Below are 14,507 nucleotides of genomic sequence, written 5' to 3'. Positions count from 1 at the left end.
GCCGGCTCACGGCGTCAAGCGCCAAGGACCCAACGGCTTCCCGCCCACCATCATTATGACAGGCTTTTCAGACACAGGGACCCAGCCACAGGATGGAGTTAGGCGAAGACTCGGAGTTGCCACCTCGCGCCATGACCCCTGCCTGGAGTTATGGGTCCCGGCGTTCGCCGGGACGACACCTCTTTTGGAGCCGCAGCCCGCGCCTAACTAACGCCCCGCGTCCATATCCCCCTTCTCGCGCTGGCCGCTGAGCCACAGTGCGAGCAGAGTCCAGAACGCGCCTGACAACAGATACGCGCCCGAGGCGATGACGCCGAGATTGGTGGCGAGCAGCAGCGCGACCAGCGGCGCGAAGCCGGCACCGAACAGCCAGGCCATGTCCGAGGTCAGTGCCGAGGCGGTGTAGCGGTAGGCATGCTTGAAGTTCGAGGCGATCGCGCCGGAGGACTGGCCGAACGACAGGCCGAGCAGAATGAAGCCGATCACCATGTAGATGGTCTCGCCGAACGCGCCGGCGTCGAGCAGTTGCGGGGCAAAGCCGCTATAGATCGCAATCGCGATCGCCGATCCCATCAACAGCGATTTGCGCCCGACGCGATCGGCGATGATGCCGGAGGCCACGATCGCGCCGACGCCGAACACCGCGGCGACGATCTCGATGATCAGGAAGCGCACCGGGCTCTCGCGGGTGAACAGGAACACCCAGGACAGCGGGAACACCGTGACCATGTGGAACAGCGCGAAGCTCGCCAGCGGCGCGAACGCGCCGAGCATGATGTTCTGGCCTTCGCGCGCCACGGTCTCGGAGATGCGCGCCGGCTGCAATTCGCGGGTCTCGAACAGCGAGGCGTATTCCTCCGTCGTCACCATGCGCAGGCGCGCGAACAGCGCCACGACGTTGATGGCGAACGCGACGAAGAACGGATAGCGCCAGCCCCAGTCGAAGAAATCGTCGGCCGAGAGATTACCGGCGAAATAGGCGAACAGCGCGCTCGCCACGATCAGGCCCAGCGGCGCTCCGAGCTGTGGCACCATCGCGTACCAGCCGCGCTGCGAGGCCGGCGCATTCAGCGCCAGCAGCGAGGCCATGCCGTCCCAGGCGCCGCCCCAGGCCAGACCCTGCGCGATACGCGCCAGCGCCAGCAGCCAGATCGCGGCGACGCCGATGTCGTGATAGCCGGGCAGGAACGCGAGCGCCACGGTGGCAGTGCCGAGCAGAAACAGCGCCGAGATCAGCTTGGCGGTCTTGCCGTAGGCACGGTCGACCGTCATGAAAATGACGGTGCCGATCGGCCGGGCCATGAAGGCCAGCGCGAAGATCATGAAAGAATAAAGGGTGCCGGTCAGCTCGCTCGCGAACGGGAACACCAGGCGCGGGAACACGATCACCGAGGCGATCGCGAAGACGAAGAAGTCGAAGAACTCCGAGGTGCGGCCGATGATGACGCCGATGGCGATCTCGCCGGGACTGGCCTGGTCGTGGCCGTGCTCGCCCGAGTGGTGGTCTGCCATTGCGGGGGTCTGTGCCGTCGCCATTCGTGCGCCCTTAACGTCCTGAAAACCAAAGCCGACCGCCCGGCAAACGCCCGGCAATCCGGCCCTGTCTGACCCAACCTCCCGCACTGCAACATTGGACAAATTGTCCAATGTCCGGATTGTTGCGCCGCAGCTACCCGTTGGCCCCGCAAAAGAAACTCATTCTCAAAGGCTCGGCCCGTGTCTCGTCTCAAGATCCTGGCACTACTACCTCTGGCTGCTGCACTCAGCGGCTGCGACTACGTCGTGCTGGCGCCAGCCGGCGATATCGCTGCCCAGCAGCGCGACCTCGTCATCATCTCCACCGTCCTGATGCTCCTGATCGTCGTCCCCGTGATGGCGCTGACGGTGCTGTTCGCCTGGCGTTATCGCCAGTCCAACACCGAGGCCCGCTACGAGCCGGAATGGGACCACTCGACCGCGCTCGAGCTGGTGATCTGGTCGGCGCCGCTGCTGATCATCGTTTGCCTGGGTGCGCTGACCTGGATGGGCACGCATCTGCTCGACCCCTATCGCACGCTCGGCCGCATCCATGCCGACCGCGCCGTCGACCAGTCCAAGGCCCCGCTCGAGGTCGACGTCGTCGCGCTCGACTGGAAATGGCTCTTCATCTACCCGGACTACGGCATCGCCACCGTCAACGAGCTCGCAGCTCCGGTCGATCGCCCGATCAACTTCCGCATCACCGCATCCTCGGTGATGAACTCGTTCTACATCCCCGCACTCGCCGGCCAGATCTACGCGATGCCGGGCATGGAGACGAAGCTCCATGCCGTCGTCAACCACGCCGGCTCGTACAAGGGCTTCTCGGCGAACTACAGCGGTGCCGGCTTCTCCGGCATGCACTTCAACTTTAGGGGACTCGACGACAAGGGCTTTGACGCCTGGATCGCGCAGGCCAAATCCGCCGGCGGCGCGCTCGGCCGCGCCGAATATCTCCAGTTGGAGAAGCCCAGCCAGAACGAGCCGGTTCGGCGCTGGGGCGCCGTCGATGCCGATCTCTACCGCCTGATCCTCAACATGTGCGTCGAGACCGGCAAGATGTGCCAGAGCGAGATGATGGCGATCGACGCCAAGGGCGGCAACGGCCATGAGGGCCTGAACAACACGCTGCCGCTCACTTACGACAAATACGCCCGCCGCGGCGCTCCGCTCGGGCCCGAGCCGACCTTCGTCGCCGGCACCTGCACGCCGGATGCGCCGCAAGGCCAGACCACGGCGTCGATCAAGGCTCCGATCGACATTGCGCCGCTCACCGGCGCCGGCCTGAAGCGGCCGACCTTCACGCCGCTGAAGTCCTCGTCCTTCTTCCTCGGACTGCGTCCCAAGTCCGATTCCTGAAGTCAGATTCCTAAAGAGATCCCCGCATGTCTCCTGATCTTCTCAAGCTCATCTTCGGCCGGCTCGGCTTCGAATCTCTGCCGCTGCACGAGCCGATCGTCGTCGGCACTTTCGCCGTTGTCGCGCTCGGCGGCGCAGCCCTGCTCGGCGGCCTCACCTATTTCCGCCTCTGGGGCTACCTCTGGCGCGAGTGGTTCACCACGGTGGACCACAAGCGTATCGGCATCATGTACATGATCCTCGGCATCGTGATGCTGCTGCGGGGCTTTGCCGACGCGCTGATGATGCGCGGCCAGCAGATGCTCGCCTTTGGCGGCTCCGAAGGCTACCTCAACGCCCATCACTACGATCAGGTCTTCACCGCCCACGGCGTGATCATGATCTTCTTCGTGGCGATGCCGCTGGTCACCGGCCTGATGAACTACGTCGTGCCGCTACAGATCGGCGCGCGCGACGTGTCGTTCCCGTTCCTGAACAATTTCAGCTTCTGGATGACGGTCGGCGGCGCGGTGTTGGTGATGGCCTCGCTGTTCATCGGCGAATTCGCCCGCACCGGCTGGCTGGCTTATCCGCCGCTGTCGAACATCGGCTACAGTCCCGACGTCGGCGTCGACTATTACATCTGGGCGCTGCAGGTCGCCGGCGTCGGAACGACGCTGTCCGGCATCAACCTGATCTGCACCATCGTCAAGCTGCGATGCCCCGGCATGACCATGATGAAGATGCCCGTCTTCACCTGGACCTCGCTCTGCACCAACGTCCTGATCGTCGCCTCCTTCCCGGTCCTGACCGTCGTGCTCGCGTTGCTCTCGCTGGACCGTTACGTCGGCACCAACTTCTTCACGAACGATTTCGGCGGCAGCCCGATGATGTACGTGAACCTGATCTGGATCTGGGGCCATCCCGAAGTCTACATCCTGGTTCTCCCGGCGTTCGGCATCTTCTCTGAGGTGACCTCGACCTTCTCCGGCAAGCGGCTGTTCGGCTACACCTCGATGGTCTACGCCACGGTGGTCATCACCATCCTGTCTTACCTGGTCTGGCTGCATCACTTCTTCACGATGGGCTCCGGCGCCAGCGTCAACTCGTTCTTCGGCATCACCACGATGATCATCTCGATCCCGACGGGCGCGAAGATGTTCAACTGGCTGTTCACGATGTATCGCGGCCGCATCCGCTACGAATTGCCGATGATGTGGACGATCGCCTTCATGCTGACCTTCGTGATCGGCGGCATGACCGGCGTTCTGCTGGCTGTGCCGCCGGCCGACTTCGTGCTGCACAACAGCCTGTTCCTGATCGCGCACTTCCACAACGTGATCATCGGCGGCGTGGTGTTCGGCGCCTTCGCCGGCATCTCCTACTGGTTCCCGAAGGCGTTCGGCTTCAAGCTCGATCCGTTCTGGGGCAAGATGTCGTTCTGGTTCTGGGTCACCGGCTTCTACCTCGCCTTCATGCCGCTCTACGTGCTCGGCCTGATGGGCGTGACCCGCCGCCTGCGCGTGTTCGACGATCCGTCCCTGCAGATATGGTTCGTCATCGCCGCGATCGGTGCCTTCCTCGTCCTGCTCGGCATCCTCTCCATGCTGATGCAGTTCGCGGTCAGCTTCCTCAGGCGCGAGCAGCTCAAGGACGTCACCGGCGATCCCTGGGATGCGCGCACGCTGGAATGGGCGACCTCCTCGCCCCCGCCGGATTACAACTTCGCCTTCACCCCCGTCGTTCACGACAATGACGCGTGGTGGGACATGAAGCGCTGGGGCTACCAGCGTCCGCTCACCGGCTTCAAGCCGATCCACATGCCCAGCAGCACCGGCACCGGCATCATCCTCGCCGGCCTCGCCACCGCGATGGGATTCGGCCTGATCTGGTACATCTGGTGGCTGGCCGCATTGAGCTTCGCCGGGCTGCTCGTCGTCGGCATCGGCCACACCTTCAACTATCACCGCGACTTCGACATTCCGGCTGAAGACGTCATCCGGACCGAGGACGCGCGCACCAAACTGCTCGCCGGAGCCAAGTAAATGACTGTCGCCGTCAATCCCTCGCAGACCGGCGAGCCGGTCTTCTACCTCGCCGACGAACATCCGCATCCGGAAGGCTGGAGCACCTCGCTCGGCTTCTGGATCTATCTGATGAGCGACTGTCTCATCTTCGCGATCCTGTTCGCCACCTTCGGCGTGCTCGGCGGCAACTACGCCGCCGGCCCGGCGCCGAAGGACCTGTTCGACCTGAACCTGGTCGCGGTGAACACGTCGATGCTGCTGCTGTCGTCGATCACCTATGGCTTTGCCATGCTGACGATGCAGCAGAACAAGGTGGCGCAGACGCAAGTCTGGCTGGCGATCACCGGCCTGTTCGGCCTCGCCTTCATCGGGATCGAGCTCACCGAGTTCGCCCACATGATCCATGAGGGCGCCACGCCGCAGCGCAGCGCCTTCCTGTCCGCCTTCTTCACCCTGGTCGGAACCCACGGCCTGCACGTGTCCTGCGGCCTGATCTGGCTGGTGACGCTGATGGTGCAGGTCGGCAAGTTCGGCCTGATCGAGGCCAATCGCCGCCGCCTGATGTGCCTGTCGATGTTCTGGCATTTCCTCGACGTGGTCTGGATCGGCGTCTTCACCTTCGTCTATCTCCTGGGAGTTCTGCGATGAGCACCGATACCCACACAGCTGGCGCGGACGGCCATCACCACGACGATGGCCACGCCCACGGCTCGTTCTCGACCTATATGCTGGGCTTCGTGCTCTCGGTCGTGCTTACGGCGATCCCGTTCTGGCTGGTGATGAGCGGCGCGCTGCCGAGCAAGCAGATCACCGCCCTCGTCATCATGGCCTTCGCGGTGGTGCAGATCGTCGTGCACATGATCTACTTCCTGCACATGAACACGACGTCGGAGAACGGCTGGAGCATGATGGCGCTGATCTTCACCATCGTCATGGTGGTGATCGCGCTGTCCGGTTCGCTTTGGGTGATGAGCCACCTCAACAGCAACATGATGCCGATGCACGAGATGACGGGAATGAAGTGAGCGGGATCCGGACCGTGACGAGCGAGGCAAAGGACGTGCGCCGCAAGGCTGCACGTCCGCGCCTGTGGCTCACGGTCCTCTCACTCACGGCCTTCGTCGCTCTGATCGCGCTCGGAATCTGGCAGATCGAGCGCCGCGCCTGGAAGCTGGCGCTGATCGACCGCGTCGAGCAGCGCGTTCATGCCCCAGCCCAGCCGATCCCCTCGCCTGCTGCGTGGCCCACGGTCAGCACCGCGAGCGACGAATACCGGCATGTCAGCGTTACCGGCCGCTTCCTGCATGACCGCGAGACGCTGGTGCAGGCCGTGACCGAGGAAGGCCCTGGCTATTGGGTGCTGACGCCGCTTCAGCGCGGCGACGGTACGTCCGTTCTGATCAACCGCGGCTTCGTGCCGTCGGAGCGGCGTGACCCATCGGCACGGCAGGACGGCAATCCAGACGGTCAGGTCGAGATCACCGGCCTGCTCCGCATCACGGAGCCCAAGGGCGGCTTCCTCCGGAACAACGTGCCCCAGCACAACCGCTGGTACTCGCGGGATGTCGCCGCGATTGCGGCGGCGCGCGGCCTCCAGAACGTCGCACCTTTCTTCGTCGATGCCGATGCCGGATCACAAATGGGCGGGGGGCCGATCGGCGGATTGACCGTGGTGCGCTTTCCCAATAACCACCTGGTCTACGCGCTGACGTGGTTTGCCCTGGCCTTCATGCTGGCCGGCAGGCTTTTCGTCACATTCGGCGGCGGGCTGTTCCGCCGCAAGCGCTTCGTCCACGAACCGGCCGGTGGCCCAAGTGCCACCGCGCGCAGGACGGGATCAGATGCTGGAGAGATCGTCGAGCAAACCTGACAGCGGAAGCGCGCCTCGCCAAGCGCCTGGCGAGCTGACCGTCACGCTGCAATCGCAGGCGGATGCACGCAGCGAGCTGGTCGGGGCTGCGCCGACCGATGACGAGACCAACCGCAAGAACATGGCGCTGCTGATCCAGCTGCGCTGGACCGCGGTGGTCGGGCAGATCGTGACCATCGGCGGCGTGCATTTCGGGCTCGGCATTCCCTTGCCCCTGGAGCGGATGAGCGCGGTGATCGGCGCGCTGGTGCTGCTCAACGTCTCCAGCCTGATCTGGGTGCGCCATCGCGCCGCGATCACCAACAACGAGCTGCTGGTCGCCCTGATGCTGGACGTCGCGGCGCTGACCGCGCAGCTCTACCTCTCCGGCGGCGCCACCAATCCCTTCACCTCGCTGTTCCTGCTGCAGGTGACGCTGGGCGCGGTGCTGCTGGATGCCCGCTCGACCTGGTCGCTGGTCGCGCTGACCTGCGCGAGTTTTGTCTGGCTGACGCTGGCCTACCGCCCACTCGATCTGCCGCCGAACCCGATCAGCGAGACCTATAGCCTCGCCGTTGCCGGCATGCTCTTGGGCTTCGTGCTCAACGCCGTGCTGCTGGTCGTGTTCGTCACGCGCATCAACAGGAATTTGCGCGAGCGCGACGCGCATCTGGCGGCGTTGCGCCAGCATGCCGCCGAGCAGGACCACATCGTGCGCATGGGCCTGCTCGCCTCCGGCGCGGCGCATGAGCTCGGTACGCCGCTGGCCTCGCTCTCGGTGATCCTCAGCGACTGGCGCCGCATGCCGGATCTTGCCGCCGATCAGGAGCTCGCCGAGGATCTCACGGAGATGGAAACCTCGCTGCAGCGCTGCAAGTCGATCGTCACAGGCATCCTGGTCTCGGCGGGCGAAGCGCGCGGCGAAGGCTCCTCGCCGACGACGGTGACGGCCTTCGTCACCGCCCTGGTCGACGAATGGCGCGACGCGCGCTCGGCACGGACGCTCTATTTCGTCAACACTTTTGGCGCGGACGTGGCCATCGTCTCCGACGTCGCGCTGAAGCAGGTTATCTTCAACGTGCTCGACAACGCCTATGAGGTGTCGCGCGACTGGGTCGAGCTGGTGGCCGAGCGCGAGGGTGACAACCTCGTGCTGTCGATCTCCGATCGCGGCCCGGGCTTCGCGCCGGAGATGCTGGCGCAGCTCGGAAAACCATATCACTCGAGCAAGGGCCGCGCCGGCGGCGGGCTCGGGCTGTTCCTGGTGGTGAACGTGGTGCGCAAGCTGGGGGGCAGCGTCACGGCCGAGAACCACAGGAAGCGCGGCGCCACGGTGCGCCTGACGCTGCCGCTTTCAACGCTGGCGATCGGAGGAAATTTTGGCGCCTGACCGTTCGCTCATCGTCGTCGAGGACGATGCCGGCTTTGCGCGCACGCTGAAGCGCTCGTTCGAGCGCCGCGGCTACGAGGTCGTGCTCGCCGCCTCGATCGAGGAGGTGCGCCAGGTGCTGGAAGAGCGAACCTTCGGCCATGCCGTGGTCGATCTCAAGCTCGGCGGGGCCTCGGGCCTTGCCTGCGTCGAGCTGCTGCACACGCATGATCCCGACATGCTGATCGTGGTGCTCACCGGCTTTGCCAGCATCTCCACCGCAGTGGAGGCGATCAAGCTCGGCGCCTGCCACTATCTCGCAAAACCCTCCAACACCGACGACATCGAAGCCGCCTTCACCAAGGCCGAAGGCAATACCGAGGTCGCGCTCGATGCACGGCCGACCTCGATCAAGACGCTGGAATGGGAGCGCATCCACCAGACCCTGATCGAGACCGATTTCAACATCTCCGAGGCGGCGCGGCGATTGGGCATGCACCGGCGCACGCTGGCAAGGAAGCTCGAGAAACGGCCGGTGAAGTAGGTGGTCCGCAACTCTCACGCCGTCATTCCGGAGCGTGCGAAGCACGAGCCCGGAATCCATCGGGAGACAGAGACGGTGAACGAATGGATTCTCAGGTGCGCAATTGCGCACCGTAGTTCTCGCTTCGCGAGCCCCGGAATGACGGCTGTGGCACCCCAAACAAAAAGCCCGGCCGAGCGGCCGGGCTTTTGATCTGTTGCGATCGACGCGACGAAAGCGCTTACGCGGCCTCGTCGGCGACGGTGGTGTCGTCGCCATCGGTGTCGTCGGTCTCGCCCTCGGCATCGGCCTCGCCCTCGGCGGCTTCCGCCTTGGCATTGCGGCGCGGGCTCTTGGCGAGCTGGGCCTCGATCTCCTTGACCGCTTCGGTCTCGGTCGAGTGCTGCACCACCGCGATCTCGCGGGACAGACGGTCGAGCGCCGCTTCATAGAGCTGGCGTTCGCTGTAGGACTGCTCCGGCTGCGATTCCGAGCGGTAGAGGTCGCGCACGACTTCCGCGATCGCGACGATGTCGCCCGAATTGATCTTCGCTTCGTATTCCTGGGCGCGGCGCGACCACATGGTGCGCTTGACGCGGGCACGGCCCTTGAGGGTCTCCAGCGCCTTCTTGACCAGCGTCGGCTCGGACAGCTTGCGCATGCCGACATTGGCGACCTTGGCGGTCGGCACGCGCAGCGTCATCTTGTCCTTGATGAAGTTGATGACGAACAGCTCGAGCTTCGCACCGGCGATCTCCTGCTCCTCGATGGCCAGGATCTGGCCGACGCCGTGAGCGGGATAGACGACGAATTCGTTGGCCTTGAAGCCCTGGCGCTGGGTCACGACCTTCTTTTCCTCGACCTTCGGCGCAACAGCGGGCTTCGCGGCCGGCTTGGCAGCGACGGGAGCCTTGGCAGGAGCAGCAGCAACGGGAGCCTTCGGCGCGGCAGGCTTGGCAGCGGGAGCCTTGGCAGTCACAGGCTTGGCAGCAGGCTTAGCAGCGGTCGCTTTCGCGGCCGGTTTGGCAGTCTTGTTAGGCATTGCGCTTCTTTTGTTCTTCGAGGACTTTGCAGCCGGCGCCTTCGTCGCGGTCCGACCCTTGGATGCGCTACGGCTGGCCGCGGCGACTTTTTTGGCCTCCTTATGGGAAGCCCTCGCTGAAGTACTCTTTTTACGCGTTTTCTGTGACACAGCCTGCGCGCGGAAACTGCCACGCCCCTGTTCGACATTTGGTTTCACGGGAACCCAGAGGGGCCAACGGGGCTGACGGGGTTCGGCTTAATGTGCCCAATATAGCACATTTCCCGCAAAAATCAATGATTTAGGGGTCTTCAGGGCTGGTTTTCGGCGGCAGGGCCGCTATTAGGGTTAAGTTTGGGCCCGAATTAGTCGCCGGAGCCGGGGTTCGGAGAAAAATATTTCTCGAACTTGCCTTCCATGCCGTCGAATTCCTTGGCGTCGGCAGGTGATTCTTTCTTCTGGGTGATGTTCGGCCAGCTTTTGGCGTACTGGGTGTTCACTTCCAGCCACTTTTCCAGGCCAGGTTCCGTGTCCGGCTTGATGGCGTCGGCGGGGCATTCCGGCTCGCACACGCCGCAATCGATGCACTCGTCGGGGTGGATGACGAGCATGTTGTCACCCTCGTAGAAGCAATCGACCGGGCAGACCTCGACGCAGTCGGTGTACTTGCACTTGATGCAGTTTTCAGTGACGACGTAAGTCATCCAACACGCTCCGAAAAGCTCTTTTAAAAGTCGCGGCTTGCCTAGCGCGGATGGCCCGGCGCCGCAAGCTCGACAAGCCCGATCATGACGGCTTTGCGCGTTTGATCGACCAAGAAATGAATGAGAAGCGCAATTAATTGCGCGTTCCGAGCTCCTCGTAGAGCTCGCGTGCCGAAGCAGCATCGCCGCGGCGTTCGCTAAAGCTTGTCACTCGCAAGACGCGCACCGTGCGATCGAGCGCGACAGTGATGACGTCGCCGAGCTTGACCGCATGGCCCGGCGACTTTTCGCGCTCACCGTTGACGCGGACGTGGCCGGTCTCGACCAGCTCGGCAGCCGAGGTGCGCGCCTTCACCACCCGTGCGTGCCACAGCCATTTGTCGAGGCGCTGCCGCTCGGTCGTCGTGGGACTACTCCTTCCGCCCCGACAGCTGCTCCTTCAGCGCGGCGAGCTTGGCGAAAGGCGAGTTCGGATCGGCAGGACGATCGCGCTCGCGCGGATTCGCGCTCGAGGCATAGGGACGGAGCGACGGACCGCCCTGACGGTCACGGCCCTTGTCGCGGTCACGGCCACGGTTGTCGCGGCCCTTGTCGCGATCGCCGCCGAACTTCTTGTTGTCGCGGTTGCGATCGCGATCCTTGTCGCGGTCCTTGCCCTGGAAGCTGCGATTGCGGTCATCGCGGCGCTCGCCGCCCTCGCCACCACCTTCGCGCGGCTTGCGGAAGTCCTTGTTGCCGTCGCGACGGTGACCGCCGCCATGGCGATGCCCCGGCTTCGCGCCTTCGGCCGCTTCGCCGGGCGCGGCGCTCGCTTCACCGGCTGCGGCGCCGGCCTCGGCACCGGCCTGCGGGCGCTGGCCGTGATGACGCTGGTGGCGGTGGCGCTCGTGGCGCGGCTTGCGGTCCTCGTGACGGCCGCCGGGACGCCAGACCTCGACCAGCTCGGGCTCGGCGGGCGTGGCCGCAGCCTCAGGCGCGGCGGCATCGGCCGATGCAGCGGCTTCCGTTGCCACGGTCTCGGCGGCAGCCGCTTCGAGGCCGGCAGCCTCCGCCGGCGCAGCGGCCTGTTCGGCCGGCGGCGCGATACCGGGGGCATCTTCAGGCGTGACGGGCGCTTCAGGAGAAGCTTCGAGCGCAGGCTCGGCCGGCGCGGGCTCGTCGTGCTGCTCCATGCCGGGCGCGTCCTCGACGGTGACGGCTTCGACAGCAGTCTCCGCGGCCGGCGTCTCTTCTGGCTGGCCGGCAACGGCCTCCGCGGCGGTTTCGGTCGAGGCCTCATTCGCGGTCTCGGCGCTGCCTTCGACCGGCGGCGTCTCGGCCGCGACCGCCTCCACCACGGCCGGTTTTGCCGGCAGCGGCGGACGCTTCTCCATGCGATAGCCGAGCGCGCGCAGCACGGACGCAAAATCCTCGCCGGCAGATCCCGTGAGCGAGGTCATCGCCTGCGTCACGACGAAGCCGCGGCCGTCGAAAGCGCCGGCCGGCTTTTCGCCGGAGGCGTTCTCGCGCCAGGCCAGCGCCGGGCGGATCAGATCGGCAAGACGCTCCAGGATGTCGACGCGCACCGCGCGCTCGCCGGCCTGCTTGTAGCCGAGCACGCGATAGGCATCGCGCGGCAGCGCCTTGTCGACCGGGAACGAGGTGCGGCCCGAGGAGGCCAGATGCTGCGCGCCCGAGAGCGAGGACAGATCGACATTGTCCTGCTTCAGCGCCCACAACAGCGCGGCGAGCGCGCGCGCGGCGGGCTTGAGCAGGCCGGGGAAATAGATGTGATAGGCGCCGAAGCGGACGCCGTACTTCCGCAAGACCGCGCGCGAGGGCTGGTCGAGATCCTTCAGCTCGTTGGCGATTCTGGGCCGCTCCAGCACGCCGAGCGCCTCGACGAGCTGATAGGCGATGCCGCGGGCGATGCCGGTGACGTCCTCGGCCTTGGAGAGCTCGAACATCGGCCCGAGCAGCTTCTCGATATGGGTCTTGAGCCAGAGCTCGAGCCGGGCCTGCACTTTCTCGCGGGGGGCGCCGGTCAGGCGCTCGTCGGAGATGATGCGGATCCGCGGATGCAGCGCGTCCTCTGCGGCAGACAGTCGCGCCACGGCATCGCCGGTCCAGCGGATGATGCCTTCGGAGGTCAGCACGAACTGATCGTCGGGCGCGTTGCCGAGCCGTTCGGCGCGCGTGTTGATCTCGCCGGCGAGCACCGCTTGCGCTGCAGCCTGCAAGGCTTTCGCATCGGAGCCTGCTTCCGCCGCATCCGGTGCAAAGGTGAAGCCGTCGAGGCGGCCGATGACATGGCCTTCGACGATGACTTCGCCGGTCTTGCCGATTTCAGTATTCAAGCTCGTGTTCTCCCGCAGGCGGCGCATCAATACACTGGTCCGGCGATCAACGAAACGCTCAGTCAAGCGTTCATGGAGCGCATCCGATAATTTATTTTCGACCTCCCGCGTCACCCCCTGCCAGCGTTCGGGGCCTTTCAGCCAGTCCGGACGGTTGGCGACGAAGGTCCAGGTGCGGATTTGCGCGATCCGGGCCGACAGCGTGTCGATGTCGCCGTCGATGCGGTCGGCCTGGGTGACCTGGGCCTCGAACCAGGCATCGGGAATGCATCCCTTCTGCATCAGGAAGCCGTAGAGCGTGGTCACCAGCTCGGCATGGGCGGCCGGCGACAATTTGCGATAATCCGGGACCTGGCAGGCTTCCCACAGCCGTTCCACGGCCTCCTTGCCATGCGCGATATCGCGCACCTCGACGTCGCGGGCGGCGTGCTCGAGCACGCGCATGTCCTCGGCGACGGGCGCGCGCGTCAGCGCCTCGTGGCCGGGGGCGAGGTTCAGCGAGACCTGCAGCGCGCCGAGCGAGGAGAAATCCAGCTTCGCATTGCGCCATTGCAGCACCTTCACATTGTCGAAGGTGTGGTTCTGCAGCGCGTTGACGAGCTCGGGCTCGAACGGCGCGCAGCGCCCCGTCGTCCCGAACGTGCCGTTGCGCGTGGCGCGGCCGGCGCGGCCCGCGATCTGCGCGAATTCGGACGGCGTCAGGCGGCGGAACTGGTAGCCGTCGAACTTGCGGTCGGAGGCGAAGGCGACGTGGTCGACGTCGAGATTGAGGCCCATGCCGACGGCGTCGGTGGCGACGAGATAATCGACGTCGCCGTTCTGGAACATCTCCACCTGCGCATTGCGCGTGCGGGGCGAGAGCGATCCCAGCACCACGGCGGCGCCGCCATGCTGGCGCTTGATCAGTTCGGCGATGGCATAGACCTCATCCGCCGAGAACGCGACGATGGCGGTGCGGCGCGGCTGGCGCGTGATCTTGCGGTCGCCGGCAAATTCCAGCTGCGACAGCCTGGGACGCGTGATCATGGAAACGCCGGGCAGCAGCCGCTCGATAATCGGGCGCATGGTGGCAGCGCCGAGCAGCAGCGTCTCGTCGCGGCCGCGGCGGTTGAGGATGCGATCGGTGAAGACGTGGCCGCGTTCGAGATCGCTCGCGATCTGCACCTCGTCGACGGCGAGGAAGGAGAGGTCGAGATCGCGCGGCATCGCCTCGACGGTCGAGACCCAATAGCGCGGATTTCTCGGCTTGATCTTCTCCTCGCCGGTGACGAGCGCGACCGCCTCGCTGCCGACCCGCGCGGCGATCTTGTTGTAGACCTCGCGCGCGAGCAGGCGCAGCGGCAGGCCGATTATGCCCGAGGGATGCGCGAGCATCCGCTCGATGGCGAGATGGGTCTTGCCGGTGTTGGTCGGCCCGAGCACCGCAGTGACGCCGGCGCCAGGCACTCGATCGTGAAGGGCGCGCTCGGAAGCGAAGGGGGAGGAGGAAAAGGCCATGTAAGGGAATTAGGTAGTGGCGATTTGGGCGAATGTCAGTGCCGGATTGGGGCGGAGGGCGCGCAAGGTGTCAGCCATGTCTGCGAACGCTGTGCTGGCGCGGTCCTCACGACTGTCATCGCCCGGCTCGACCGGGGCATGACGGCGGAGTGTGTGGGAGCATCGCTCCAAATCCCGCGCAACTGTCTCACTTTGCGACGCTTTTCCCGTTGGCCTTAAGCTTCGGAACGACTCTAGAACGAATCGCGGCCGAATCGCTGACTCCCGATTGAGTCCCGTTCCGTTCACGCAACATGTCGCGGGAGTCCGGTTGGCTGCAACTAGA

Annotated in this window: 11 protein-coding genes and 1 pseudogene; 7 read left to right on the top strand and 5 right to left on the bottom strand. The window is 65.3% G+C overall.

The features are described 5' to 3' along the window. Positions 1-207 precede the first annotated feature (207 nt). Positions 208-1,536 (bottom strand): MFS transporter, encoded by a 1,329-nt coding sequence (locus tag UNPF46_RS32540; RefSeq protein ID WP_142252793.1) that lies wholly within the window; start codon positions 1,534-1,536, stop codon positions 208-210. A 180-nt stretch (positions 1,537-1,716) separates the two neighbouring features. Between UNPF46_RS32540 and cyoA the strand changes: the two genes are divergently transcribed. Genes cyoA through UNPF46_RS32505 form a run of 7 tightly spaced genes read left to right on the top strand, consistent with a single transcriptional unit; the run spans position 1,717 to position 8,645 of the window. Continuing rightward, positions 1,717-2,877 carry a ubiquinol oxidase subunit II gene (gene cyoA, locus UNPF46_RS32535; RefSeq protein ID WP_100179169.1) on the top strand — a complete coding sequence of 387 codons (1,161 nt, stop codon included), beginning with the start codon at positions 1,717-1,719 and terminating at the stop codon, positions 2,875-2,877. Between the two features lie 26 nt (positions 2,878-2,903). Continuing rightward, the gene (gene cyoB, locus UNPF46_RS32530; protein WP_142252792.1) at positions 2,904-4,901 is read left to right on the top strand and encodes a cytochrome o ubiquinol oxidase subunit I; all 1,998 of its coding nucleotides are present in this window, start codon (positions 2,904-2,906) and stop codon (positions 4,899-4,901) included. After that, positions 4,902-5,531: a cytochrome o ubiquinol oxidase subunit III gene (gene cyoC, locus UNPF46_RS32525; RefSeq protein ID WP_100179167.1), complete on the top strand. Its 630-nt coding sequence runs from the start codon at positions 4,902-4,904 to the stop codon at positions 5,529-5,531. Then, the gene (cyoD, locus tag UNPF46_RS32520) at positions 5,528-5,908 is read left to right on the top strand and encodes a cytochrome o ubiquinol oxidase subunit IV (protein WP_142252791.1); all 381 of its coding nucleotides are present in this window, start codon (positions 5,528-5,530) and stop codon (positions 5,906-5,908) included. Before cyoC ends, cyoD begins: the two co-directional genes overlap by 4 nt. Continuing rightward, positions 5,905-6,753 carry an SURF1 family protein gene (locus tag UNPF46_RS32515; protein WP_142252790.1) on the top strand — a complete coding sequence of 283 codons (849 nt, stop codon included), beginning with the start codon at positions 5,905-5,907 and terminating at the stop codon, positions 6,751-6,753. The genes cyoD and UNPF46_RS32515 overlap by 4 nt, the downstream gene beginning before the upstream one ends. Beyond that, a complete protein-coding gene (locus UNPF46_RS32510; protein ID WP_142252789.1) occupies positions 6,725-8,122 on the top strand; it encodes an ATP-binding protein in 1,398 nt (465 codons plus the stop codon). The genes UNPF46_RS32515 and UNPF46_RS32510 overlap by 29 nt, the downstream gene beginning before the upstream one ends. Then, positions 8,112-8,645, top strand: a complete 534-nt coding sequence (locus UNPF46_RS32505; RefSeq protein ID WP_100179163.1) for a response regulator transcription factor — start codon at positions 8,112-8,114, stop codon at positions 8,643-8,645. Before UNPF46_RS32510 ends, UNPF46_RS32505 begins: the two co-directional genes overlap by 11 nt. A 220-nt stretch (positions 8,646-8,865) precedes the next feature. Here the strand turns inward: UNPF46_RS32505 and UNPF46_RS32500 are convergent, their stop codons facing one another. From UNPF46_RS32500 to UNPF46_RS32485, 4 genes and pseudogenes are all read right to left on the bottom strand, one after another. Further along, complete coding sequence (locus UNPF46_RS32500; RefSeq protein ID WP_174719106.1) at positions 8,866-9,666, bottom strand: CarD family transcriptional regulator; 801 nt, start codon at positions 9,664-9,666, stop codon at positions 8,866-8,868. 344 nt (positions 9,667-10,010) lie between these two features. Beyond that, positions 10,011-10,349, bottom strand: coding sequence for a ferredoxin FdxA (gene fdxA, locus UNPF46_RS32495; RefSeq protein WP_063198086.1), 339 nt, complete (start codon positions 10,347-10,349; stop codon positions 10,011-10,013). Between the two features lie 133 nt (positions 10,350-10,482). After that, positions 10,483-10,746: pseudogene (locus UNPF46_RS32490) on the bottom strand (RNA-binding S4 domain-containing protein); the annotation flags it as partial. A 13-nt stretch (positions 10,747-10,759) separates the two neighbouring features. Further along, a complete protein-coding gene (locus tag UNPF46_RS32485) occupies positions 10,760-14,182 on the bottom strand; it encodes a helicase-related protein (protein ID WP_142252788.1) in 3,423 nt (1,140 codons plus the stop codon). Positions 14,183-14,507: the final 325 nt, after the last annotated feature.

Origin of the sequence: Bradyrhizobium sp. UNPF46, from assembly GCF_006658625.1 — a bacterium.
Classification (GTDB): Bacteria; Pseudomonadota; Alphaproteobacteria; order Rhizobiales; family Xanthobacteraceae; genus Bradyrhizobium; species Bradyrhizobium nitroreducens.
Note: the sequence above shows the minus strand (reverse complement) of the source record. Positions and strands in the feature narration are given on the sequence as shown.